This is a genomic window from Chryseobacterium sp. PMSZPI (genome assembly GCF_002835665.1).
Taxonomy (GTDB): Bacteria; Bacteroidota; Bacteroidia; order Flavobacteriales; family Weeksellaceae; genus Chryseobacterium.
In genome coordinates this window covers 25,870-51,139 of the sequence record NZ_PIZV01000037.1, presented here as the reverse complement: position 1 = coordinate 51,139, position 25,270 = coordinate 25,870, and the positions used below count along the sequence as shown (strand labels likewise).

The following is a 25,270-nucleotide window of genomic DNA, read 5'->3' as shown; positions in this document are numbered from 1 at the left end:
CTGTTAGGTTTTTATTTGTTTTCACTACAAAATAAAAACCGCAGAGCGATCTGCGGTTTTACTTTTGAATATTTATAAAATTATTTTTTATTAAAATCTCCGGCAAAAACAGAAGTCAGTTTGTCTTCATTGATGTATTTTCTAAGAACATCATTTACCTGGCTTACCTTTAATGCAGAAACCTTAGTTTCCAATGCATCATAATCATCTAAAGGAATACCATATTGAAGCTGGCTGTTAACCAATCCCATTAAAGTTCCGTCATTTCCTAAACCTGTTTTTCTTGAAGTCAGCCAAGAATTTAGGTTCGATTTCAATTCCTCTTCACTGAATCCTTCTTTTACAGCTTTATTTACCTCTTCTTTTAATGCTTTATTCACAGCATCTTTCTTTGTAGGATTAAAGAACGCATACCATCCCCAAGACGCTACAGTATTATCTGAAGGAACATTAATATAAGATCCTGCACCATAGCTGATTCCTTCTTTTTCACGAAGTCTTGTAGGAATTCTTGATGTTAAGAATCCTCCGCTTCCCAGCATTTCATTAGCAATTACCAATGCCGGATAATCAGGACTCCTTTTATCCATGCTGAAACTGATTTTTCCAACAGCAGCTCCGTTTTCTTTATCCGGAGTTAAATATTCTTTATCTTGTTTTTGGGTAGCAAAAAGTTCAGGCTTTACCTGCTCGTAATTCGATTTTGAATTCCATTTTGCAAAAGTACTTTCCATTAATGAGGAAGCTGTTTTAGCGTCCAGATCTCCGATCATTGTCCCTACTCCATTATTACTTCCTAAAATCTTGTTATAAAAATCTACAAGCTCTTGTCTTTTGATGGTTTTATTAGTCTCAATCTGTTCTTTGAAAGACGGTGTATAGAAAATACTTTCTTTAGGATAATTTTCCGTAATTTTTTCAATTTCGGTAAATGCCAAAGCCTGGGGATCATTTAAAGAGCCTTCCAGATAAGTATTGTATTCATTGACTGTTTTTGCTAATTCAGCTTCAGGGAAATTCGACTCGGTAAGAATCTCCTTCATTAATCCCATTACTTTTGGTAAATGCTCTTTATAAGTACTTACATTTGCATATAAAGTCTGTCCGTTGAATGAAAAACTAATATTTGACTTCCACTGGTCAAGCATATCCTGGATTTGTTCTTTTGTATGAGTTTTAGTTCCGGTTTTCATAACCTGAGCCATCAAAGCTCCTATTTGGACTTTTCCACTCAAATCTTTCGCATTACTTACAGGAAAACGGAAGCTTCCTAAAACTTTCCCTCCTTTTATTTCCTTCTTAATCACTCCATACTTCATTCCGTTGCTTAGTTTCCCTTCTGAAAGATTCGCTTTTAGGTTTTTAATGCTGGCTTCAAAAGGAGCCACTTCTTTTTCTAATGCTTTTCCTTTATAATCCTTCGTCAGGCTGGCAATTTGATCGTTGGAATATTCAACATTCTTGACTCTAACCTCATCTTTAGTGGGGATAAATACACCTACTGTTCTATTATTTGTTTTAAAATATTTATCAGCAACTCTCTGAACATCTGCCAGCGTTAATTTTTCAATATTATCGCGATACAGCATTCCTAGTTTATAATTCCCTGCTCCAACAATTTCCGTTAAACTAATCGCAAAATTGATCGTATTGTTTTTGGTGTTTTCGATTTGTTTTAAAATCTTAGCTTTTGCTCTTGTAACATCCTGTTCCGTATATTTAATGGCTGCTACTTTATCTAATTCTGCTCTGAAATCATTTTCTACAGCTTTGACATCTTTATCCGCAGGAACTTCCAAACCAAAATACATGTACGCAGCATCCCTTACTGTCGGCTGATAAGAGTATACTGAAGCTGCTTTATGAGAATCAATCATAGCTTTATACAGGTATCCGGAAGGGTCTGCTGTTAAAATTTCCGATAATGCATCCAAAGCAGCATAATCTTTATCTGCGTAAGGAGCTGTATGATATAATGCTCCTACAATTTTACTGTCTCCCGAGCGCTTCAACTCTATAAAACGTTCTCCATCCTGAGCAGGCTCCACAGTATAAGTTTGGTCTAAAACCCTTGATGGTCTCGGAATCGTAGAGAAATATTGAGAAATATAGTTTAAGGCTTGCTTTTCATCAAATTTACCTGCTACAACAAGTGTTGCATTATCCGGCTGATAATGTTTTTCGTAGAATTTTCTAAGTGTTGGGGCTTTTACTCTTTCAATATCTTCTTTACTTCCGATGGTACTGTTTCCGTAATTATGCCATAAATAGGCCGTTGATACAATACGTTCCATCAAGACATCTCCAGGTCTGTTTTCACCGATTTCAAATTCATTCCTTACAACAGAAAATTCTTTATCTAAATCTGTCTGAAGGATCGTTGCATTCACCATCCTGTCGGCTTCCATTTCTATCGCCCACTTCAGATTCTCCTCGCTGGAAGGAAAAATTTCATAATAATTTGTTCTATCATACCAAGTGGTTCCATTAGCATCTCCTCCTTTATCGGACAGTTGCTTTTTAATATCGCCTAATTTTTTAGTACTTTTAAACAGCATATGTTCAAGTAGGTGAGCCATTCCTTTTTCTCCATATCCTTCATGTTTGGAGCCTACATTGTAAATAATGTTCACCACCATATTACTCTGAGAAGGATCCGGAATCAAAAGAACCTTCATTCCGTTATTCAGGGTATATTCCTTTATACCTTCCGTATTACTCACGAATTGGGGAGACTCAGCTTTTTGCGAAAATACAGGATTCGCCACTCCCGTAAAAAACAGGACTGCTGTCCCGATTAATAGATTTTTCATGTGTTTTATTTAATTTTGTTTAAATGTAAGGTTTTATCATGTTATTTCAATAATAATTAGACAATATAAATCACCAGAATGTTACAATTTCATAATAAAATTACATTTTAATTATACCATCATCAATGAAGCCCAAAGCCCTATTCAATTGGAGCAGTGGAAAAGATTCCGCATTAGCTCTTTACCATATTTTAAAAGAAGACCGATATGAGATAAGTACTCTGTTAACGAGTATTAATGAAGAGTTTCAAAGAATTTCCATGCATGGTGTTCATGTATCTCTTTTAGAACAACAAGCTTCCAGCCTTGGAGTTCCTTTGGTAAAAATGGAACTTCCCAAGGAGCCATCCATGGAAGAGTATCAGAAAATTATGAGTAAAACAATGTCCGAAATTCAATCTACAGGAGTTACACATTCCATTTTTGGAGATATCTTTCTGGAGGATCTTCGCCGGTATCGTGAAGAACAATTAAATACAATCGGGATGAAAGCTATTTTTCCACTTTGGAAAAGAAATACCTCAGATCTTATTCATGAGTTTCTTGATCTTGGTTTTAAAACCATTGTCACATGTGTCAACGGAGCATATTTGGATAAGAGCTTTGCCGGAAGAGTCATAGATCATGATTTTATTAAAGATTTACCCAAAAATGTAGACCCATGTGGAGAAAATGGTGAATTTCATACGTTTGCCTTTGATGGACCAATTTTTAAAAAGCCAATACCTTTTGAAATTGGAGAAACAGTGAAAAAGACCTACCCCAAACCAAAATCTACTTCCGAAGACAATGATGAAGAATACATTTTCTGGTTTTGTGATCTGGTTCCTCAATAGTTTTTTGGCCACTAATGCACTAATAATATTATTTCGCTAAATTTATATATTGTGATTTTTTAAAATTATATAAATATAGTCCTAATAATGATTCTTAAAAATACAGCATTAAAATATTCGTGCATTAGTGGCATAAAATTTTACTTCAATTGTGTAATAACTTCATTCATTGTCTCAAAAATCAATTGAATATCATTTTCACCTGTCATCCAATTGACAAAAGCTGCCCGAATTCCACTATGTCCGTTATAAAAAGTAGGAGTCATAAATACTTTTCCGGTATCATTAAGAGTCTCTAAAAATCGTCCAACCTCATCTTGTTTTTCACTATCTTTTAAGGTAAAACAAACTGTATTCAGCCGTACCGGAGCTAATAATTTAAAATCATTACTGCGCTCAAGCAATTGCCCGAACTGATTGGCCAACGATATATTTTGATTTATAATATTCTTATAGCCTTCTCTACCATAAGCCATAAGGGAAAACCATGCAGGAAGCGCTTTTAATCTCCTTGAGTTTTCAGGAAGAAAGTTTAGATACCCAAAATTTTCCAAAGGATCTCCCAAATAAGGAGCATTGGAGTTTTGAAAGGTTTCCACCTGTAAAATTTTGTATTGTTCTTTGATTAAAAATACAGCACTTTCATAAGGAACATTCAGCCATTTATGGCAATCTACCGTAATACTGTCTGCATATTCCCATCCTTTCACAAGATGACTATGAGTTTCCGAGCAAGCTGCAAAACCTCCAAAAGCAGCATCAATATGCCACCAGAAGTTATATTGTTCTTTTAATTTTTTGATTTCCATAAAATCGTCAAAATCAACAGTATTTACTGTTCCACCACTGGAAATTAAAATAAATGGTTCCCCATTAAGTTTTATCATCTGATCTTCTAAATCTCTTATACAAATAGCTTCCCGTTCTCCTTCTGCTGTTTTAACTTTCACAATATTATTACTTCCTAATCCCAAAAGTGATAAAGATTTTATGGATGAAGAATGTGGTGTCGCCGTAAGGATTTTAATTAATCCTGAAATCCCTTCTTTAGCAATATCCTTCCCCTGCTCTTTTCCCACCCACTGACGAGCAACGCCCAGGCAGGTAAAATTAGACATGGTAGCTCCTGTTACAAATCCTCCCAAAAAGCTATCCGGAAGCCCTAAAAGTTCTAATATCAGATGTATGGTTTCCAGTTCTATATTTGCAGAGATATCTCCCTGTCCTATGGTAGACTGAGTATTCTGATCATAGATTGAGGTTAGCCAGTCTCCTGCAACGGAAGCAGGTGTAGTACCTCCTGTCACAAATCCAAGATACCGGGGCCCTGATGAACCCACCATAATGGGCTCAAATCTTTGATTAAATATTTTTAATGTTTCTTCCGTTCCGTAGCCGGATTCCGGAAGATTCTGTGTTTCCCATAAAGGAATATGATTTACAGATGTTGGCCTAGCGCCGATAAGCTTCAGGTATTCAACACCTTGCTTTTTTATGATGTCTAATAGATGATTAATTTGTTCTAAGTCGTGTTTCAAATGTTCTTTCATGATTGTTGGATAATGAATAATCTATTCAAAAGTATTAAATAGTCTCTAAACGAATATTGTCTATTTGTCATGATAGAAAAAACCTATTCTAGCATGGATTTTGCATCCTTTAAGACTTTTTAAGATTTTACTATCTTTAAGATTACAACCTAAAATAATAAACACCCGTGATTAAAAATTTAACGTTCCTTCTTCTTTTTTGTTTTTTATTTTCATGCAAAACAGAAACATCCCGAGCTCCTATTGATAAAAAAGCTATTATTGATTCTACGATTACTGCTTTTCAGAAAACACTTTTAGAACAACAAATTGATTCTGTTTTTAAAAAATATCATTTCAACGGAAGTGTTGCAGTTTTCAAAGATTCCCTACAGCTTTATGAAAAAGAAAATGGGTTTTCTGATTTTAAAAGAAAAACAAGAATTGACAGCAATACTATTTTTGCAATCGGATCTGTAAGTAAACAATTTACCGCCGTTATGGTTTTACTTCAAATGGAGCAAGGAAAACTGAATATTACGGATAAAGTTTCAAAATACCTGAAAGAATTCCAGACTAAAGAATATGAAAATATTACCATTCACCAACTTTTGAACCACACTTCAGGATTAAATATGTTGGGAGGAAAGCTTATGTTTAAAAGTGGCAGCAACTTCTTTTATTCCAACGACGGGTTTAATGCCTTGGGCAAAATTGTTGAAACAGTCTCAGGAAAATCGTATGATATCAACGCTCAGGAGCTTTTCAAAAAAGTGGGAATGAATCACTCTTCCACAGGCAATATTTTTAAAGGGACTCATTTCGCCAGTGCCTATCTTGGCAACGGAAGCAAACATGAAGAGGTTCCCAATATGCCGAAAAGATTAGGCGGAAAAGAAATTGGTACTCCTGCCGGAGGAATACTGTCTACGATTCAGGATCTCCATATTTGGAATAATGCGTTGTATGGCGGAAAAATCTTAAAACCTGAAACCCTCAAACAATTTATGGCTCAAAGCGCAGAAAGACATCATCCTATTTTTGGAAAAATGGGGTATGCTTATGGGATTATGCTGAATATAGGGAAACCCACTTCTTATTTCCATAGTGGATATGTAAAAGGATCTCCATCTTTGAACATCTATTATCCGGAAACAAGAACCTCTGTTATCATCTTGTCTAACATTGCCGATGAGGAAAAAGGGAAAAGCCTGATCTTCAAGCCACATATCGAAATAAAAAAGATTACGGATCATCTTGAAAACACGATCAATCAACTTAAAGCACCCGCAGTCCTGGATAAGAACTAGTGATTTGAAGTCAGGAGCTGGAAGTTATGAAAGCCATTAACAATAGCTGTTTTCTCTTTTTAAAGTGAATTTAATTATATGGTGAGTGTACTTATTATTACCAAAAACAACTTCCAGCCTTTAATTTTAGCTTTCTTATTCCGAACTCAGCTTAAAGTAAAAATTAACTACTTTAGCTTTGGTTGAATTTCACCCTTATGAAGAAATTATATTTCATTGCCATCTATCCGCCACAGGAAATTATAGAGGAGGTCAAAGTTTTTAAAAAGGACCTTGCAATCGGATATGGTAATTCTAAAGCATTGAAAAATGATGCCCATATTACTCTTTTTCCTCCTTTCTCCAGAGAGGTTGAATTGGAAAGCGATATCTTCACGGCATTTCAAAAAATCGATATACAAATGCCTCCTTTTGAAATTGAATTAAATGGTTTTGGCAGCTTTGCCAATCCAAAAAATCCAGTAATTTTTGTTCATCCTGAAAACAATTTAGATTTAAAAGAACTTCACAATAGGGTAAAACAACAATTTAATTTTATCCGTTATTCTTTCACTCCTCATATGACTGTGGGATACAGAGATTTGACATGGGAGAATTTTTTGAAAGCATGGAAAAAATACGAAACACTGGAATACAAAACTAAATTTATAGTTGATAAAATTCTTCTTTTACGCCATGATGGAAAGTGGATTCCCATTGCAGAAAAGATACTAGGATAAAAAAGACCCCGGTTATTTAAGCCGAGGTCCTTTTTTACTCTTTTATTATTTTTTGGGAGATAATCTGTTGTCCGTCTTCAACAACATTTATCAAATATGAACCCGAGGGAACATTCTTAATGTTCACCAATAGTGTTGAAGAATCTTTCAATTCCCATCGTGCAGGTATCCGTTTACCGGAAGCGTCGTATATTTCAAGGTTAATCTTTTTTGCAAAATCCTGTTTCCCTCTTATATAAAATTCTCCATCTATAGGATTCGGATAAATGCTATATCTTCTTTCTGCAGCTTTTACAAGTGTTGACGCACTCAGAGTCCATGTAATATTGGTAAAATGAAGAGTGCTGTGGTTATTAACTTTTAAAAGCGGATTATTATCCGTTACCGAAAACACTAAAGTATTATTTCCATTGTTTAGCTGAGCTGGGGCTATCGTTACTGTATTTCCGGTTGCTGCCAGCGTTGTTCCATTTAGGTTCCATGAATTTACCAACGTGTTGGGAATGGGAAGAATTTCATTAACAGTAAAAGTAACATTTCCGGCCGCACTCACTGTTGTATTATTGGCAGGGGTATAAGAATCTACCGGAGAAACCAATGAGTGGATTTTTTCAATAATTGCTTCTTTACACACAGAGCAAAATTGTTGGTTAAGATACCTCATCTCGCAGCTCTGGTGAGGCCTGAACCAACTCGGACTTTCCGTATATGGATAAACCCCTACATTGTTCAACCCTACCCAATTTTTCCATTTTATTGTTGAAGGATTGGACGTTTGTGTTTTATTAGGAGATTCTCCTGAACCGGCAAACCAATATTCATCAGCCAGTTTACCAAAAGAGTGTCCCAATTCATGAACTACAATCTCATTGGAAGATCCGTTTAACGATGCAAATGCATAGGCTCCTCCACATCCTCCATATTCAGTGGAATTTCCTAAAACATAGGTAATATCGTAATCAGGAACATTAGCCGATAATACTTGTCCTACTTTATTGGTTGTACTGCTGTAAATACATCTATGCACACCATTATCAAATCCGGATCCAAGATAGTTGTTGGGATTGGAAACAGGGATGACCGGCTCCGTAACATCTGTAGCAGTTCCCGGATGTTTCACTCCTGATTCTGCAGAAACTACTTTGACTGCATAGGCATTGAAATAATTTTTATATTCAGTATAAGGACTTTTAGTAAAAAGATAATTAATAGTTGCCTGTGCCGAAGAGACAAATGAAGTTTGTTGTGTTGAAGTAAACCCGTCTCCTAAAACGGCAATGATAATACGCTTATCATTAGCTCCGTTCTGCAAAAGAGAAACTTTTTCAAATACCTGAGCAAAACAAGTACTGCTCATTAAAAGGGATAATAAAATTTTTTTCATGATTATAGTTTTTGAGTGAATAATAACCGAAGTCCCGAATCTGTGTATTTTTCAATTTTCACAGAACGGATATCTTCAGAATAGGAAAATCTCACACTGAATTCAGCATTTTGAAGAGCAGCCTGATGTCTGGAAATACCTTCTTTTTCGTAGACTTCCAGTTCAGGATGTAATGGATTTTTCACAAGCTGCTGTGCAGCCTCTTTTCCATCTGCTTTTATAAGTGTAATCATAAAGTCTCCGGTCCGGATTTCACTTCGGTCAAAAGAAGGGGTAAATTTCAATCGTCCTTCTGAAATTTTAGTCTCCTGAAGAACAATTTTCTCATTTCCGGACTCGTCTTTTTCTGCTTTAAAAAACAGATACATAATCCGGTCGCTCATTTTCGTTGGCGTTTCCACTGTCGAATTCCAACATAGCTTTAATTCACTGTCTTTCTGAAAACTATAAAACAAAAAGACAGGAACAATTAATAAGTTAAGTAAATTTTTCATGACCATTTTTTCTTAAAGTTAAAAAAGATTTAAATACAAATCACCAGTCTTTGATTTTTTTTCGTTATAAAAAAGATTCCAGAAAGTCCTATCTTTGTCTCAATGATTTCAGAGAAAATAATTTTAGGTATTGACCCCGGAACGACTGTAATGGGATTTGGTATTATCTCCGTTAAAAAAGGTAAAATGGAGATGGTTTCTATCCATGAGTTGATCTTAAAGAAATATCCTAATCACGAAACGAAACTCAAATATATTTTTGAAAGGACTTTATCGCTTATCGACGAATTCCATCCTGATGAAGTGGCTCTCGAAGCTCCGTTCTATGGAAAAAATGTTCAAAGTATGCTTAAACTGGGCCGTGCACAAGGTGTTGCGATGGCAGCCAGCCTCTATAGAAATATTCCGATTACCGAATATTCTCCTAAAAAGATTAAAATGGCGATTACCGGAAACGGAAATGCCAGTAAAGAACAGGTAGCCGGAATGCTCCAAAATCTTCTTAAGCTCAAAGAATTCCCTACCAAATATCTGGATGCTTCCGATGGTTTGGCAGTAGCGGTATGTCATCACTTTAATTCCGGAACGATAGCAGATACAAAATCCTACTCGGGCTGGGAAAGTTTTTTGAAACAAAATCCGGATCGATTGAAATAAAAAAGCCCTTTTTTCAAGGGCTTTCATTTTAGTTATTTAAGAATTTCTTAGATTCTTTTTTATTTTTATCTGCGTAGTTGATGATAAATACTCCTTTTGGAAGCTCTTGGTTGATTTGAATCTCAGCCGACCTCGTATTTCCTTTCTGAATAAGCTTACCGCTCAAATCATAGATTTGATAATCTCCAAACACATCATTTTTATTCCCTGCCAACTGCAATTTATTTTCAGACTTTAAGTATACCACTTTTGATTCTGAAGTACCTTTTATTTCTACAGTTCCTAATGAATTGTTGACAATTCTTACCGCATAATCTTCTATTTGACCATATTGCAGCTGAGAACAGGCTGAGACATCCGGAAGTATTGCACCACCATATGTTGCTGCATCAACTGCAACTCTCATTCTTAAATAAGTCCCTGTAACCGCATTGGCAAGAGGAGTGATATTATTGGTAAGGGTTACTATATTTCCTGATGCAATAGGATTGGGTGAAGTATTATTAACAACCAGTTCAGACACCTCAAAAGAACCATTGTTATTATAATCTATCCATACCTTTGTAGTAAACTTCTCGTTCTGACTGAATCCATTCAAATAACTCACTTTCAATTCAGAGCTTGAATTTAGATCAATATCCGTATAATAAGCTGGTCTTATACAAGTCGCTGTAGCATAGTCTCCATAATACACCGGAGATGCTTCATCGGAATCATAGCCATTTGTTGTACTATTTATGGCACCTAATTCAACTTTGAATGGGCCAATGGCAAAGTTATTGTTTGTAGGATGCGCAGTACCCTGAGGCGTACACTGTGCTGCTACTACAGAAACTGGAGACGGTACTACAACAGCAGGATCTATCGCGGCTGTTGAATTCAGTAAATTCTTTCTGGATTCCATCATCTTCATAATAGCCCGATCTCTCTGCCCTGCAGTAAATTTACGGTTAGAATTGGTATAATTCATTACATTATACTGTGTTCCATCATAATTTACACCTGTACAAGGGTCAATACTGTTATTTGTTGGTACAGCAACTCCATACATACTTCTGGATGGAGAAGTATCACAAACTCTATCTCCATTTACTGTACAGTCAGTGTTTGTCGGGCATGAAGTCTGGTTTGTATAACTCACTCCTTGGAAAGTATGGTACAATCCAAAAGCGTGTCCCAGCTCATGCGTAAGTGTTGTATCATTTGTATTTTTAATAGTTGCTACCTTCATAAAGCTTTCATACGAATAGTCATAAGTCTCAGGAAATGCAGCATATCCCATTAATCCATATGATAATTGCTGTTGACCATCAAAACCAATAACCACATAAATATTAAAATATGAAGTCTCCGGCCAGTGAGGAGCCAAAGTTTTTACCTGACTATCACTCGCACCGTTACCGGCACCGTTAGAATCTACCCCTCTCGTATCATACAAAGGAAGTGAACTTCCATTATACCTTACGATCCCTGTTGTAGGAGCACATTCCGGATTTCTTTTTGCCAATACCAGTTTGAAAGGAATTACATTACCCCCGTTAGGTCCTGTTCCTTCCGGATAAAACCCATTTCCAAAGGTCGTTGCATACATTTTATTAGCTCTATCAATCCAATTAATAATTTCCTGATCCGTTAAGCTTAGATTAGTATTAGCTGTAGCATTGGATTCAATTACGTGAACTACAACAGGAATTTCAAATGTTTGTCCAGTATATAATCCATTCCAGGAAGTATTGCCTCCAACTTTATTAAGATACGATGATCTATCAATCTTACTTAATTTTTCATCTATTGCCTCTCGTCTTTTCTTTAATTCGGGATATTTTTCATCTATTCTTTGCATATGATCATCAAAACCACAATAATGATCTTGAATTTGAGAAAAAGCATTAACAAACAACAAAACACCTAAAACAGTAGTTATTTTCTTCATTTTATACTATATTTTTATTTAGAACAAAACAAAAATACATATTTAACAATCAATCATCAAAAATAACAATCTAAAATTTAATTTATTTTTTTATTATATTCACAAAACTCATCTAATCATAAGGTATATTTCAGGAACATGTAAAGAAAAACTGTTGCAGCTGCCAATGGATAAAATATTAGAGGTACAAAAAAATAAAGGAGAACGATAGACAACACTTCTTCGCACTCTTTATTTTCTCAAACAAACTAAACTGCAAAGTATTTTATAAATACCAAAGCCACTTGAACGAGTGGCTTTGGTATTAATTGAGTACAAAGTAGATTTAAATTATTTCAAGTTCGTATCCTTCTTTAATTTTCATAATATCTTGTAATAAAATGGTATCTAAAGTATCTAAATCAAAAGTAAATGCTTGGTAAACCACATCTTCTATAAGTACTTCATTAAGCTCTTGTATAGGTAGTTTTGTATCCTCACTAATTAATAAACTATTAGATTTATTGATATTCTTTTTATCAATATTTTTTATTACTCCAGCTACAACTAATTTCTTTTTATAGCTTAATGTAAAAACTCTTTTAATTATAAAAACCCACATATTATTTTAATTTTTGTGCCCCCCGGCTGGCGAGCTTCTAGCTCGTGCTACTAACAATATTTTTTAAATTTACATTTATTTCCAAATTATAAAAATAAAACCTCCACAATAGCGGAGATTTTGCTTTATTCTGAGCACGAGCTTCTAGTTCGTGCTATTTAACAATATTTTTTAAATTTACACTTATTTCCAAATTGTAAAAATAAAATCTCCACTATTGCGAAGGTTTTGCTTTATTCTGAGCACGAGCTTCTAGTTCGTGCTATTTAACAATATTTTTTAAATTTACACTTATTTCCAAATTGTAAAAATAAAATCTCCACTATTGCGAAGGTTTTGCTTTATTCTGAGCACGAGCTTCTAGTTCGTGCTATTTAACAATATTTTTTAAATTTACACTTATTTCCAAATTGTAAAAATAAAATCTCCACTATTGCGAAGGTTTTGCTTTATTCTGAGCACGAGCTAGAAGCTCGCGCCAGCTGAGGTGAAGTAAAACCATCTATTGAGATGGCCACACAGCTGGCAGAAGCCCTGGAAGTATCTCTGGATTATCTCGTAGGTTCTACGGATATTCTACTGGATAAAAATATTGTCGCTAAAATTTTAGATATACAAAAACTAAAAGAGAACGATAGACTGCATGTCTTTGCTCTCCTTGATGCATTCCTTAAACAAACTAAGCTGCAAAGCATTTTATAATACAACAAAGCCACTCAAACGAGTGGCTTTGTTGTATTGATACTATTTAGTATTTTGAATTAATGGAAAAAAATAAAAATAGAGTACAAATATTATTAGAGGTGTACACAAAATAATATTCCAAAAACTTTTTTTAAAGATAAGAACCTTTATAAAAAGATAAGCTGATATAATTAAACCTATTAAATTCGTCGGAAAGCAAAAAAATAAATATATTTTTTTAGCTGTTCCACTATATGTATAAATCTCTCCAAAAACATCTATTAAAAGATAAATGAAAAAGTTAATAATAAATATTCCCAGTGGAATATAAGCTATTTTAAGTATTCTTATTTTTTCCATCCAACTTTATTATAATTATATCCATTAGTAATTGCACGCTGATCCGCTTGTGAATCTTTCCCTTTCCCTGTTAAAACACTACTTGTATTTGCTCCATTTTTCAAAATATCTAAAGGGGCTCCAATCATTTGGAAAGCCTTTCCTGTCATGAAGTTACCCGCATCATATACATTATATAATGTATTTGTTCCTTCAAATCTTATGAAGCCACCCGTTCCATCCGGAGGAGTTGCACCACCACCTTGCGATGGGGGATAATTACCTCCTTCTTGCACAACTGTTCCCATATCTCCTGCAAAATCAAATTGTCCATGACCTAATGAGCCCATATACATCATCCAAGGAGCCATAATATATGATTGTTCACCAAATGCTTGAAGATATTGAGCAGTATCTTTTATATCTCCTATTCCTACTTGATTGAAACTATCCGCCATCTGTTGAGCTGAATATGGAGAGAATAACCTTATTCCAGCATCTTCTAGTTCGTAATCATTCATTGTTCTTCCATATGAGGCAATAGCATCTAATTGCTCTTGATCAAATTTTGAATCATTAACGTTTAACTGGTTACCGTTTTCATCAACAACAGTATGAGGAATACTTGGGTCTTGCACTTCAATTTGTGTTACATATCCTTGAGCATTGACTTTGATAATATCTTCATTTTGCCTCCCGTCAGGATCGATAAAACGAATCGGATTATTAAAGGCATAGTTATACGGTGACCATCTTCTTGATTTTTCTGCTAAAGGATCTACCACACCCCATCTTCCAATATCCGGCATATAAAATCTCGCTCCATAATCATACATCCCAGTCTCCTGTAGCTCCTTGCCGTTGTACTTGTAGCTATAATAACTTCCAAAGTTAGAATTCAACGATCCACCGATATGATTTAACCCAAATGGGTAATAATTATTCTTATCTATAATTTGAAGAACACCTGCGGTATTCTTAGTATAGCTTATTCTTATATTTCCTAAATGATCCTTGTACTGGTAAATATAACGATTTTCTGCAAAACTGTAAAAACCTTCTGAAGTAGATACAAAATCAAGCTTCCAAGCTGGTGTAAGAGGAATTCCGGGATCAATGATTTTACGATAAGCCTGCTCTTCATAAGCAGATTCAGTTCTACATGTAAAGCACATACTTCCATCGTCTATATATTTATATTGAAATCCATCCAGGTAATCTGTCATACGAGTTGTAGGAAGCCCCATATGAGGGGCCTGGGTATATGTTTTACGAAGTTTTATTCCATCCGCTCGGTAAAGGTAATCTATTTCAGAAGTGCTTACATATCCTATTGGATTAACATTCTTCATAGCAATTATGTTAGGTAAATTCAAATAATTATAAGTAATATTCTCTATCCTTTTATCTTTCATACTAATCATATTCCCATTTACATCATAATCAATTGGATTATTCCCGCCTTCATAACCTGCGGTATTTGTTGAATGGTCAATTATCTGATCTAAACGGTTGCCGGTATATTTATATTCAAGGTCATCAACTTGAGTTGCTGTAGTTCCGGATACCGGATAGGCATTTCTTTTCAAGGTTTTGATATTTCCATTAGCATCATAAGTCAGACTTTCGTTGAAGTTGTTATTATACGGATTGGTAGAATTGGGTTCTGTATAAATGGCATCTTTTAACCTGTTCAAACCGTCATAAGCATAAGAATATCTTTTCAAAACATCTTCTGAAGAATTTTTCCAGTCGACCTCTGCAATATTTCCATTAAATCTGCCTGAAGTGAGATTGATATAAACAGGATTGATATATTTCATCTCATACCCAAATAGTTTTCCGTTCAGATTCACAGGATCATTGATCTTAGTCATCCAGCCTCTGATATTATAAGCATAATCAATACTTTGTAAATTGTTTCCGACTTTTTTATTGGAAAGTTGAGACAACTCATTATATGTATTTTCTGCCAGTAATTCCTGAGGGTTACTATCTACCTGATGCCAATGCTTCTTTAATCTGTTTTGGGAATCATACTCAAAATTTTCTGTAATGACTCTTTCCGTATCGGTATCCAGTCTCTTATGACGGGTAATGACCTGCCCAGCTATTCCTGCAAAATCAAGTTTAGATTCTGTTTTGGTATACCCTCCCAAGTGATTGATAGAATGAGTGCCTATAGCTCTTCCTTTTTGGTCATAATAGGTATAATTCTTTGTCCAATTATCATCTTCGATATTCTTCACCAAGCTCATCACAGGTAAGCCTTTGGTGCTTCGGCCATCTGATGTCGGAGTTTCCGTTAAAGTAGGTTCTCCCTGAATACTGGTAGGGAAAGCCGGATTGAAGCTGTATTGTGGATAAGTGTCATAATAATTAATCGTATATATTTTTTCAAGATGTTGTCCCGGATAAACTGAGTTCGTATAATTAACAGCTATGCCTCCAAAACTAAAACCTGCTACTGTTCTTTCTTCTGTAGCCGGGCTTCCGTTATCAACATAATAATAAAGACTGTTTTGTACCTGTTCTCTGGCAAAATGCGCTCCTATGTTGGCCACACCTGTAAAAACAATACGTGAGAATTTATCATATTTATTAAACAACCATCTGCCTGAGGGGCGCATATTGGCATCCTGAGTCATGATGAGTCTGTCTGCTTTATCATACACCATATATTCCCAACCTTTCCCGGGAACCTTTTTTTCTACCAATCGACCTCTGCCATCATAACGATATTCATAATACAACTTCTCTACTGTATCTTGGACCACTACCTGAGCAGAGGCTAAAGGAGGGATAACAAATGCTAATTGATCATATTCATTATACACATAATAAGTATCTGCATTTTCTGAAGCATTTAAAACTTTTCTCGATAAAAGAAGCTGGCCTTTTCCATTTTTAAATTCTATGGTTTTATTTCCATCTTCATCAGTGACTGTATTTTTGTATAATTGGGAAGCCCCGAAATACTGAAGAAGTTGAACAGAAGTTTGTGTTCTCCCTTCAACCCATGTTGTAGTAGTTTCATATTTTCTTACGTAATCTTCCCATATATTGGCTTCGTAATCCAATTTGACAGATTTATTAGTCCAGTCATTACCCACCTGGATCTGTTGCTGTATTCTATCCAAAGGTGAATTTTCCAAGACCTTTTCTGAATAGATCTTTTCTCCTCCATAAACAGAGGAAGCGTTTCCAAGAGGTGATGTATAGATAGCTCCATTTTGAGTCCCTGATTGTGGAATAGGAAGATAATCTTTTGTTTGTCTTCCAAACTGATCGTATTCGATATGGGTGACCACATCTTTTCCTGAAGGAGAAGCTTTTACTCCGACCACTTGTTTGGGTCTTCCCAGTCCGTCAAAATATTGAACGGTTTCTGAGGATTTTGCGGGTGTGGTCCCGTTATAATCCAGATAGGTTTTGGTCTGGACATAATTTTCCGTATTAGGAAGTGGGGTAAGCTGGGCTTGCAAAGTACTTGTAACAAGCAAAGCACTTATAGGAATTATAATTTTTTTCATCGTGTTAGTTTTTATAGTTGTACTTCATTTCCTTCAGCACTTTACCGTTGGCATCAACCACTTTTTCAAGCCTGTTCGCTGAATCATAAAGGTAGCTTTCTCTGATTCCTGATGGTGGAGTAATACTTCTAACTCCAATTAATGGATCATAGGTATAAGTGGTAATTTGATAGTTAGGTAAAGCATTTCTAAAGTCTTTGAAAGCATTCAATAAATTGGTTTCATCGTTATTAGTTCCTGCTGCAGCATCTGTATCAGAAGCACCTACAATAGCATTGATTACAGATGGATTGATATCTGATAATTTTGCATTTTCTATTTTAGCAATAGGTTTAGTTTGGTTATAGCCCCAGATGATTACTGTAGATATTCCATCTTTTGTAGTGTATTGCTGTAGATTTCCTTTGGAGTCGTATTGGTCATAAGTAACTTCGGTTACAGGGTTATTCTGTAAGTCATAGGAAAATACAGATGTAGGCAATACTAAATTTCCTGTTTGTGGTGTTGGAACTGAAGTTGGATATATTGTTTCTGTTCTGGATAATGTCTTGGTCACACCATTAGCTACTTGAGTAGTAATCGTTTCTAATGGATAACTAATCATATTTTTACTAATCATCAACTGATTCCCTTTTTCATGAGCATAAGAATATCCTACTTCTATTTTATTGCCATCCGGAAGCACCTTATTTTCACGTGTTAAGTTTTGATGAGAATCGTTTTCATAATAATAATTAGCTTCAGTTTTTAACTGTTTTCCATCTAAATACTCTATGATCTCTTTTTTACTTAAATCATTTTGATAATAATATAATTTATTGGCTTGTGAACAAATTCCTGAATTATGTAATACCGTAGTAAAATTAGAAAATCTATTAGGTGATTGATTATAAATAAAATTTTCTATTCTTTTTATATTATTTGAATTATCAAAAATTGTTTTTGATTTTAATTTCCCTCTTTCAACACTTGTATCATTATAAAATAGCCCAATATAATTTTTCATTAATTCATTATTGTTACTAACAGCCAAAGGATGATTGCTAATAATTTTTATATTAAAATCATTGATATCAGGGTTTGATACATAGTTGGTAAATTCTGTAACAATCTTTCCATTATTAGTAAAGTTTTCCGTTACTTTAGAATAATTGATTAATCCATTTTCATATAGTGCAGAATTTATGCTTACTGATCTAAAGAAGCCATATTTTTGATATCCATTTTCCAGTATCATTACATATCTTGGCCAATTTTGCAATATACTATTCTCATAATTAAAAGTTTTATCATTAAATACAGTACCATTTTCATCCTGATCATATGTTCTATATACTCTTATACCTCCCGCTACTCCAGATGTATTAATAACCTTAGGCATGAAATTATTGCTACTCAACCTTTCTATCCTTGATGTATATTGATTGGCTTCATATTCAAAATTAGTTGCTCCTTTGGTGGGGTAAGTTATTTTTTTCAGCGATCCTATAATAGAAAAATTAACATTTGCATCTCTAATATCCGAGGTTATAATCTCATCTCCTTGTGGGGTCTGGGTAGTGGCTGGAAACAAGTATACATTCGAAGGTTCATTACCTATTTTTCCATTATAAAACCCCCAATGGTCTATTTGTTTAGTAACAGGAGAAGGTAGGATAATATTGCTATCCAAATTATATTCAAAAATATAAGGATTCTTATTTTTTTCAACCAATTCATCTAAAAAAAGTCGAGGATTCGACCCTGTAGCAGTAGTCCCCCCTTTTAACGAATATTTAAATGAAAATCGATTTATTTCTTGTAAATTACGATCATATAATACGATTGCATCCAATTGCAAATCTTTTGTAGAGCTAAAAAAAGATCCAAAAGTACGGTTAAAGAATTTATATGGTTGTTGAGAATAATTAAATATAAATTTAAAATCAGTTCCTTGTACCTCATCTAAAATAACTTTTTTCGTTAAAGAATATGCTTTAGTTGAAGATTCTGTAGTAATACAATCTAAATTTATATTTCCAGCTCCAGGAGCAGTTACACATTTAAAATCTTGTAAATTGCTTTCATTATAAAGTATAAAGTTTCTTTTATTAACCATAGCCGGACTGGTCTGTGCACCATGCCATTCCATTGCTTGATTATTACAAAAACCGCTGGTCAAAATTGAATCATCCCTATATTTATAATTAATTACCTCTCCGTTCTGATATTCAATTTTTGTTAAAAACCAAGATGTGATGATTGGAACTCCCGATTGAGATGAATTACTATTAACATCACTTGCATTTAGAAAGATATTATATTCCAAATTACTTGAACTCCCACCAAAATAATATACATTTCCTTCATCATCGGTAATCTTTATTTCAGAAGCTAAAGGTTTACATAGGTTGGTATAGGGTTGGAATGACATATTTGAAATATCAATTCGCATTTTTTTTCCTGACTCTGAAACAATTTTGAATTCCCCATCATTGGCCATGAAAAATTTTCCTGTTTTACCATCAAAATTAAAGTTAAAAATATCAGGATTACCTTCGTAATCTTCCTGAATATTACAACCTTTTAAATAATAATCAAAATCTAACTTAAACATTCCCGCAGCAGGATTAAAGTTAAATAAATCATCATTTGAATATAAAGGTAAACATTGTCTTTTTTTAGTTATTCCTACAATAAAACCATTTTGCAGCTGACCTGCTATTCCTCCATTTGTTGCACTTGCTCCTATTTGATCATCTGGTGTAGAATTAATTGTTCTAGAAATAACACCACCAACATTTAAATGCCAATTTAACCCAACCATGTCTGGTCTCTTATTGGGTATAAATCCCGAAGAATTATAACCTAGAGAAATTTTTACAGGCTTGTTTCTGGTATTAATATTATACAAAGGAATATCTATCTGGGCTTCTCCGATATATAAATTCATAGGTATGTTTCCATATTTAATAAATTCAGAAACCTGAGGACTTTTAGTATTCGCCAACGCATCATACCCTACTGATCCCGGAGTAAATTGTGAAAAGAGATTATTGAAAAATAGAACACCCGTAATAAAAATTAAATTTTTAGTTGTATTCATGATATTAGTTCTTAATAATTTTAGTATTCGCCGTTTTATTAGTATCCGTTTTTATAGTCACCAGATAAGCTCCCTGTATCAAAGCAGAGGTATTTATTTTAGTTACTTTATTCTTTGTTTTTAAACCTTGTAATTGTCTTCCCGACATATCATATAGTAAAATCTCCGCTTCCTTAAAGTCGAATCCGATTTCTACATAAGCATAATCCGAAACAGGATTTGGATAGATTTTGATGTCTTGTTTTTCGATCAGTTGATCAACCTGTTTATCCCCAAGCTTTACAATCTTCCAGTTTTCCTTTCCGAGTTCTTCTGCGCTGGTTCCTGCAAGCACGATTGACCCATCTCTGTTCAATTTCAAATCAGAAAGTCTTTCTTCTTTCTTTCGAGATTCACCTTTCACGTGCTTTCTCCACTGCTCATTGCCATTTCCATCCAGATACAACATCCAGAACGTTTCATCATCTGTTTGGGCTCTTCCTTCTGCCTGTGTATAACCGCCCAATAAAATTCCTGTGGTAACATCTTGATTCTTGGTTCTTGTATCTTGGCTCTGAATCACACTCATTCCCATTAAAATATCCCTGTTACCCAAATTATAAGACTTTTGCCATTGTTCATCTCCGTTGTTATTTAGAGCAATCAACCATAAATCAGTACCCTCTTCTACACCTACCGTTTTATTTCCGGATCTTTCAGATCTCGATTCTCCACCAATGATATATCCGTTTGAAGTCAAGGCTAAAGTCCTGATGTGATCATCTCCTTTTCCGCCAAAGTTTTTTTCCCATTCAACTTTTCCGTTTTTATCCAGCTTTATGACTAAATAATCTCCTTCGCCAAAATTGCTACTGGCTTTTGCATGATAAGCAATGGGTAATGAGTAATTAGCAATGGACTTTGAGTTGTTAGAAGAAGTATTACTCATTACTGATTGCTCATTGCTCATATTGCTCGCTCCACTTCGGGAATAAATTCCTAATAATGCTCCGCCATCTTTTGTTGGAATAATCTTCTCAATTTCGTCTAAGCCTTTTCCGCCAAAAATCAATTGGGATAATTCTTTTCCGTCTTTGTCTAATCTTACAACCCAAACATCTTTAGATCCATACCCTTTGGAAGAATTTTGTACATTACCTGCTACAATAAATCCCTGATCTATAGTTTGAATGACAGCTCTGGCCTCTTCATCTGCTGAAGTGCCTAAAGTTTTTTGCCATAACTCATCTCCAAATTCGTTGATTCGGATCAGCCAGGTATCTGATCCTCCTTTGGAATCTTCTTTTTTATCCAATCCTTTTCCTGAATAAGAAGTTCCCGCTAATAGAAAGCCTCCATCTTGTGTAGTCACCGTAGCAGATAAATAATCATGGTTCTGTCCTGAAAAATATTTTTCCCAAACCTGCTCTCCCTGTTGGTTGAGTTTTACTAAATGGAAATCATAGCCGTTATTTTGCTTACTGCCTGAAGCTTCAAGCCTACTGCCTTGAATACTGCTTCCCGTAATAAGATATTGCTGATCGATTGTTGTGGTAACCTGGCTTAGAAAATCCTGTGAGGAAGACTTTATGTCTCGTTGCCAGACGACATCTTGAGCAGACAAACCCAAGATCGTACACATCGTAAGTGCACTCATGTAAAGCTTTTTCATCTATTATTGTTTTTAAAATTATTACTAGATTAATTTTTCGCAAATTTAACAATTTTTAACATTCCAAATCATATTAATGTGACTTAAAATAAAGTGTACTAGTTATAAACTTTCATACCACAAAACTAATGGCACAAAGCGACAGAAGTTGACGTATTTTGCAGTATCTCCACTGATAATTTAATTAATTAAAAATCAAATACTTAAATACAAACACTATAATTACTTGGTAAAACATAATACCATCCTTTACATTGGTATGATTTTTAGTATTACATTTGTATAAATTTTCATTATGAAAACAAACCAACAAACTATAAATCAATCGAATCATAAAATAAATTGGTTCCAGAAGTTTCTTATGGTATGTTCAGGCGGGAACATCCATATTCTAAGAAAAACTCCAAGCGAATGGAATAAATTTTCAGGAATTGGAGGAATCGTACTTTTCACCGCAGTTTTCGCCACTCTTTCTGCGGGTTATGCCATGTATACGGTATTCGATAATATTTGGGCTGCTGTAGGATTTGGAATATTATGGGGATTAATGATCTTTAATCTGGACCGATATATTGTTTCGTCCATCAAAAAAACAGGAACATGGTGGAATCAGATTTTAATGTCTATTCCCCGTCTGATCCTTGCTACATTTTTAGGGATTATTATTTCAAAACCTCTGGAACTTAAAATATTTGAGAAGGAAGTGAACAAACAACTGAATACCATTATTCAAAGAAATAAGAAACAGCTTCAGGGTGAAATGAATGGCAGAATTCTTCAACAAAGCGGACCTTTTGAAACCGAGAAACAACAAATCTCAGAAAAAATTGCCCAATATCAAAAATCGTATGACTCAGCTTCCGTAGAATTGGAGAAAGAAATTCTAGGAAAGCAATCCGGATTAACCAGTGGAAAAGAAGGTTTTGGTCCAAACGCCAAACGTAAACAGGAATTAAAGGAACAACGTAGAAAAGATCTTGAAAATTTCCAAAAACAATCCGCTCCAAGATTGGAGTATCTGGATAAAGAAATTTCAAAAGTATATACCAATCTGGAAACTGAAAGAAAGTCTACTGAAACTTTTGAAGATAAATTCAATGGTTTTGCAGCAAGACTTCAGGCTTTGGATGAATTGGGGAAAAACTCTGCCATTATAGGACTTGCAGCGACGTTTATCATGGGATTATTTATTTGTCTTGAGATTTCGCCGGTCTTAGTAAAATTAATTTCCCATGTAGGTCCTTATGATTATCTTCTGGAAAAAACAGAAAACGATTTCAGGCTTTATTCTAAAGAAAAAATTGAAAAAGGAAATGCTCAGACCGACTTCCGGATAGAAGACTTCAAAGAAAATTTAAAAAAAGAATCATAATATTCTTCTTATTAAAGCCTTTCAGTAATTCTGAAAGGTTTTTTATTTCTCCAAGGAATGTTTTTTGCTTGAATATCACATGCCTTCAAGTGTAGTTAAACATTATATTTATTTTCCGGAAACTGAAATATTGACAATTATATATCAGTCGGGAGCGATTTATGACTACCTTAAAGTACCTTCCAGTATTGTTGAAAAATTTAAAAAGGCAACATCAAAAGGTCAATTCTTAAACCATGTCATCAAACCTGGTTTTAAATACAGCAAGAGAGGATAAGAAAAATGCCTCCATACAAGATGAAGGCATTTTTAATATTATTATCAATCAATTTATTTAATGATCACTTTCGAAGTTTTGTTATCTTTTCCATTAGAAACCTGAATCATATAAACTCCTTTTTCAAGTTGTTGATTTACTTTGAAAATTCCATTTCTTTCTTCAACTACAGAAGGGCTGGCCACCAATCTTCCTGACATATCGGAAATAGAAACTTTTAAGTTTTTACCATTTTTAGCTTTAATAAAGATTTTATCTCCAGTTGCTACCGGATTAGGATAGATTGTAAGATCATCAGAATCCGCCGCTTTAACTTCACTTGTAGCCAAATTGTTCACCAATCTTACAGAATAATCTTCAACTTGTCCATAATTTAACTGTCCACAAGCTGAAATTAATGCCGGATTATTAAAATCTGCTAAAACTCTCATTCGCAAAGGAGTATCTAAAACCGCTGATGCCGGTGGTGTAAAACTAGCAGAGAAAGTCCCGGTTTTAGTAGCAGGATCAATGACTACATTATCTCCGGAAGCCACTAATTCTGATGCTTCAAATGAACCATTATTATTATAATCAATCCATACTCTTACAGATTGTGAATTCCCAAAGATATTCACCTGAACATTTTGAGATTGGTTAACAACCAACGGAGTATAAACATTCATTAAGCACCCCTGAGAAGTGTAATCTACATAATAACTTGGTGCTCCACTCCACATTCCTGCAGATGAGTTATTGATTTGCCCTAGCTTAACAGAAATTGGCCCCGTTAAATATCCTCCAGAAGCCGGGTTAGTTAATCCCGATGGGGTACATGTTGCAGCAACCGGAACGATAGATCCCACAGGAGTTGATGGTAACGCAGTGGCAGCTGCAGAAGTGGTAAGACTACTTCTTAACAACATAAACATATCTCCTATTCTGTCGCCTTGACCTTTAGTAAACTTCTGAGCACTTGAATTAGTATAATTCATAATATTATACTGTACTCCCTGGTAATTCACACTAGTACAAGGGTTTATCTGAGAATTGGTTGGTGGTGGGGATTGGAAGAAAGCTGCTCCTGAAACTTCTGTATCACAAACTTTATCATTGTCTTTAGTACAATCTCCCGTAGGAGAAGGCGGACAATACCCCGAAGCACCACTTGCCGCTTGATAGTTTCCTCCTTGGAAAGTATGGTACAGCCCCATTGCATGCCCAAATTCATGGGCTAAAGTTGTATCATTAGAATTGGTTACCACACCTGATTTCATAAATGACTCGTAATTAGCATCCGAGTTGTTAGGAAAAGCTGCCCACCCCATTAATCCTGCATTAGGTGTTGTATCTCCGTCAAACATACTGATAACATAAATATTAAAATAAGCTGCTTCCGGCCAGTGAGGAGCTATTGATTTTATTTGTGCTGTGCTTACACCATTAGCTGAAGCATCATCACTTTTAACACCATAAGTATCATAGCCTGTTAATGCACCTCCATTATATCTCACAATACCTGTAGTAGCATTACAATTTGGATCTCTTTTCGCCAAAACCAATTTTATAGGAAAAACAGCAGATGTTCCAAAATCAGCCGGAGGGTTAGGCCATGAATATGTTCCTGCATACATAGCATTCGCACGGTCAAGCCAAGCCTGAATTTGAGCATCTGTTTTATTGTATGTACTCCCTACAGCTGCTCCTGTTGGATAGATCACATGCACAACAACCGGAATTTCATACACTCCATTTACTATCTTGTTATATGCAGATGATGGATTTGCATTCCTTTGGCTCTGAATTTCTCGAACGATCTTATCAAAAGCCTGCCTTACTCCAGGATTCTCTCTGTCCTGCTCTTCTAATGTTCTTTCAAACCCACACAACCGCTGTTGTTGCTGTGCTGATAGTAAAAGGGAAAATAGCATCATCCCACAAAGGATAGTTTTCTTCATATATATTTTTTTAAAAAATTAAACAAATAACAAATTAATCATTCTAAGCTAAATTTCAATAATATAAATCATCAAAATAAAACATTAGATTAAAAATACATTATAGTTAGTAGAAA

General features: G+C 34.7%; 17 protein-coding genes. 7 read left to right on the top strand and 10 right to left on the bottom strand.

From position 1 onward, the window contains the following. Window positions 1-80: 80 nt before the first annotated feature. Window positions 81-2,813, bottom strand: a complete 2,733-nt coding sequence (locus CW752_RS07810; protein WP_101239186.1) for a M16 family metallopeptidase — start codon at window positions 2,811-2,813, stop codon at window positions 81-83. A gap of 125 nt (window positions 2,814-2,938) precedes the next feature. Between CW752_RS07810 and CW752_RS07805 the strand changes: the two genes are divergently transcribed. Further along, window positions 2,939-3,649, top strand: coding sequence for a diphthine--ammonia ligase (locus CW752_RS07805; protein WP_101239185.1), 711 nt, complete (start codon window positions 2,939-2,941; stop codon window positions 3,647-3,649). Window positions 3,650-3,789: 140 nt separating this feature from the next. Here the strand turns inward: CW752_RS07805 and CW752_RS07800 are convergent, their stop codons facing one another. Then, window positions 3,790-5,199, bottom strand: a complete 1,410-nt coding sequence (locus tag CW752_RS07800) for a pyridoxal phosphate-dependent decarboxylase family protein (RefSeq protein ID WP_101239184.1) — start codon at window positions 5,197-5,199, stop codon at window positions 3,790-3,792. A 167-nt stretch (window positions 5,200-5,366) separates the two neighbouring features. Between CW752_RS07800 and CW752_RS07795 the strand changes: the two genes are divergently transcribed. Both CW752_RS07795 and CW752_RS07790 read left to right on the top strand, forming a co-directional pair. Beyond that, window positions 5,367-6,488 (top strand): serine hydrolase domain-containing protein, encoded by a 1,122-nt coding sequence (locus CW752_RS07795; RefSeq protein WP_101239183.1) that lies wholly within the window; start codon window positions 5,367-5,369, stop codon window positions 6,486-6,488. 197 nt (window positions 6,489-6,685) lie between these two features. After that, window positions 6,686-7,207 (top strand): 2'-5' RNA ligase family protein, encoded by a 522-nt coding sequence (locus CW752_RS07790; protein ID WP_101239182.1) that lies wholly within the window; start codon window positions 6,686-6,688, stop codon window positions 7,205-7,207. A gap of 34 nt (window positions 7,208-7,241) precedes the next feature. Here the strand turns inward: CW752_RS07790 and CW752_RS07785 are convergent, their stop codons facing one another. Both CW752_RS07785 and CW752_RS07780 read right to left on the bottom strand, forming a co-directional pair. Next, window positions 7,242-8,591, bottom strand: a complete 1,350-nt coding sequence (locus CW752_RS07785; protein ID WP_101239181.1) for a M64 family metallopeptidase — start codon at window positions 8,589-8,591, stop codon at window positions 7,242-7,244. A gap of 2 nt (window positions 8,592-8,593) precedes the next feature. After that, window positions 8,594-9,085 carry a hypothetical protein gene (locus CW752_RS07780; RefSeq protein ID WP_133121664.1) on the bottom strand — a complete coding sequence of 164 codons (492 nt, stop codon included), beginning with the start codon at window positions 9,083-9,085 and terminating at the stop codon, window positions 8,594-8,596. A 102-nt stretch (window positions 9,086-9,187) separates the two neighbouring features. Here CW752_RS07780 and ruvC point away from each other — a divergent pair, with 102 nt between their 5' ends. Further along, a complete protein-coding gene (gene ruvC / locus CW752_RS07775) occupies window positions 9,188-9,742 on the top strand; it encodes a crossover junction endodeoxyribonuclease RuvC (protein ID WP_034692903.1) in 555 nt (184 codons plus the stop codon). A gap of 28 nt (window positions 9,743-9,770) precedes the next feature. Here the strand turns inward: ruvC and CW752_RS07770 are convergent, their stop codons facing one another. Together CW752_RS07770 and CW752_RS07765 are read right to left on the bottom strand one after the other, a co-directional pair. Then, the gene (locus tag CW752_RS07770) at window positions 9,771-11,675 is read right to left on the bottom strand and encodes a zinc-dependent metalloprotease (RefSeq protein WP_101239179.1); all 1,905 of its coding nucleotides are present in this window, start codon (window positions 11,673-11,675) and stop codon (window positions 9,771-9,773) included. A gap of 325 nt (window positions 11,676-12,000) precedes the next feature. Continuing rightward, a complete protein-coding gene (locus CW752_RS07765; RefSeq protein ID WP_101239178.1) occupies window positions 12,001-12,276 on the bottom strand; it encodes a hypothetical protein in 276 nt (91 codons plus the stop codon). 510 nt (window positions 12,277-12,786) lie between these two features. Between CW752_RS07765 and CW752_RS07760 the strand changes: the two genes are divergently transcribed. After that, window positions 12,787-12,978, top strand: a complete 192-nt coding sequence (locus CW752_RS07760) for a hypothetical protein (RefSeq protein WP_101239177.1) — start codon at window positions 12,787-12,789, stop codon at window positions 12,976-12,978. Window positions 12,979-13,307: 329 nt separating this feature from the next. Here the strand turns inward: CW752_RS07760 and CW752_RS07750 are convergent, their stop codons facing one another. From CW752_RS07750 to CW752_RS07740, 3 genes are read right to left on the bottom strand one after another with little or no spacing between them, the layout of a single operon-like run. Next, window positions 13,308-16,832, bottom strand: a complete 3,525-nt coding sequence (locus CW752_RS07750) for a DUF6443 domain-containing protein (protein ID WP_101239175.1) — start codon at window positions 16,830-16,832, stop codon at window positions 13,308-13,310. 4 nt (window positions 16,833-16,836) lie between these two features. Then, entirely contained in the window at window positions 16,837-19,917 is a 3,081-nt protein-coding gene (locus CW752_RS07745; protein WP_101239174.1) for an RHS repeat protein, read from the bottom strand. Window positions 19,918-19,921: 4 nt separating this feature from the next. Next, window positions 19,922-21,568, bottom strand: a complete 1,647-nt coding sequence (locus CW752_RS07740) for a T9SS type A sorting domain-containing protein (RefSeq protein WP_101239173.1) — start codon at window positions 21,566-21,568, stop codon at window positions 19,922-19,924. Window positions 21,569-21,863: 295 nt separating this feature from the next. Here CW752_RS07740 and CW752_RS07735 point away from each other — a divergent pair, with 295 nt between their 5' ends. Together CW752_RS07735 and CW752_RS07730 are read left to right on the top strand one after the other, a co-directional pair. Continuing rightward, window positions 21,864-22,940: a DUF4407 domain-containing protein gene (locus CW752_RS07735; RefSeq protein WP_101239172.1), complete on the top strand. Its 1,077-nt coding sequence runs from the start codon at window positions 21,864-21,866 to the stop codon at window positions 22,938-22,940. Window positions 22,941-23,019: 79 nt separating this feature from the next. Further along, entirely contained in the window at window positions 23,020-23,217 is a 198-nt protein-coding gene (locus CW752_RS07730) for a KTSC domain-containing protein (protein ID WP_101239171.1), read from the top strand. 53 nt (window positions 23,218-23,270) lie between these two features. Here the strand turns inward: CW752_RS07730 and CW752_RS07725 are convergent, their stop codons facing one another. Next, complete coding sequence (locus tag CW752_RS07725; protein ID WP_101239170.1) at window positions 23,271-25,154, bottom strand: GEVED domain-containing protein; 1,884 nt, start codon at window positions 25,152-25,154, stop codon at window positions 23,271-23,273. Window positions 25,155-25,270: the final 116 nt, after the last annotated feature.

Coding starts and splice junctions, on each gene's coding strand:
- CW752_RS07725 (WP_101239170.1), bottom strand. CDS start 25,154: ATGAAGAAAACTATCCTTTGTGGGATGATGCTATTTTCCCTTTTACTA.
- CW752_RS07760 (WP_101239177.1), top strand. CDS start 12,787: ATGGCCACACAGCTGGCAGAAGCCCTGGAAGTATCTCTGGATTATCTC.
- CW752_RS07810 (WP_101239186.1), bottom strand. CDS start 2,813: ATGAAAAATCTATTAATCGGGACAGCAGTCCTGTTTTTTACGGGAGTG.
- CW752_RS07745 (WP_101239174.1), bottom strand. CDS start 19,917: ATGAATACAACTAAAAATTTAATTTTTATTACGGGTGTTCTATTTTTC.
- ruvC (WP_034692903.1), top strand. CDS start 9,188: ATGATTTCAGAGAAAATAATTTTAGGTATTGACCCCGGAACGACTGTA.
- CW752_RS07735 (WP_101239172.1), top strand. CDS start 21,864: ATGAAAACAAACCAACAAACTATAAATCAATCGAATCATAAAATAAAT.
- CW752_RS07740 (WP_101239173.1), bottom strand. CDS start 21,568: ATGAAAAAGCTTTACATGAGTGCACTTACGATGTGTACGATCTTGGGT.
- CW752_RS07785 (WP_101239181.1), bottom strand. CDS start 8,591: ATGAAAAAAATTTTATTATCCCTTTTAATGAGCAGTACTTGTTTTGCT.
- CW752_RS07780 (WP_133121664.1), bottom strand. CDS start 9,085: ATGAAAAATTTACTTAACTTATTAATTGTTCCTGTCTTTTTGTTTTAT.
- CW752_RS07750 (WP_101239175.1), bottom strand. CDS start 16,832: ATGAAAAAAATTATAATTCCTATAAGTGCTTTGCTTGTTACAAGTACT.
- CW752_RS07790 (WP_101239182.1), top strand. CDS start 6,686: ATGAAGAAATTATATTTCATTGCCATCTATCCGCCACAGGAAATTATA.
- CW752_RS07770 (WP_101239179.1), bottom strand. CDS start 11,675: ATGAAGAAAATAACTACTGTTTTAGGTGTTTTGTTGTTTGTTAATGCT.
- CW752_RS07765 (WP_101239178.1), bottom strand. CDS start 12,276: ATGTGGGTTTTTATAATTAAAAGAGTTTTTACATTAAGCTATAAAAAG.
- CW752_RS07730 (WP_101239171.1), top strand. CDS start 23,020: ATGCCTTCAAGTGTAGTTAAACATTATATTTATTTTCCGGAAACTGAA.
- CW752_RS07805 (WP_101239185.1), top strand. CDS start 2,939: ATGAAGCCCAAAGCCCTATTCAATTGGAGCAGTGGAAAAGATTCCGCA.
- CW752_RS07800 (WP_101239184.1), bottom strand. CDS start 5,199: ATGAAAGAACATTTGAAACACGACTTAGAACAAATTAATCATCTATTA.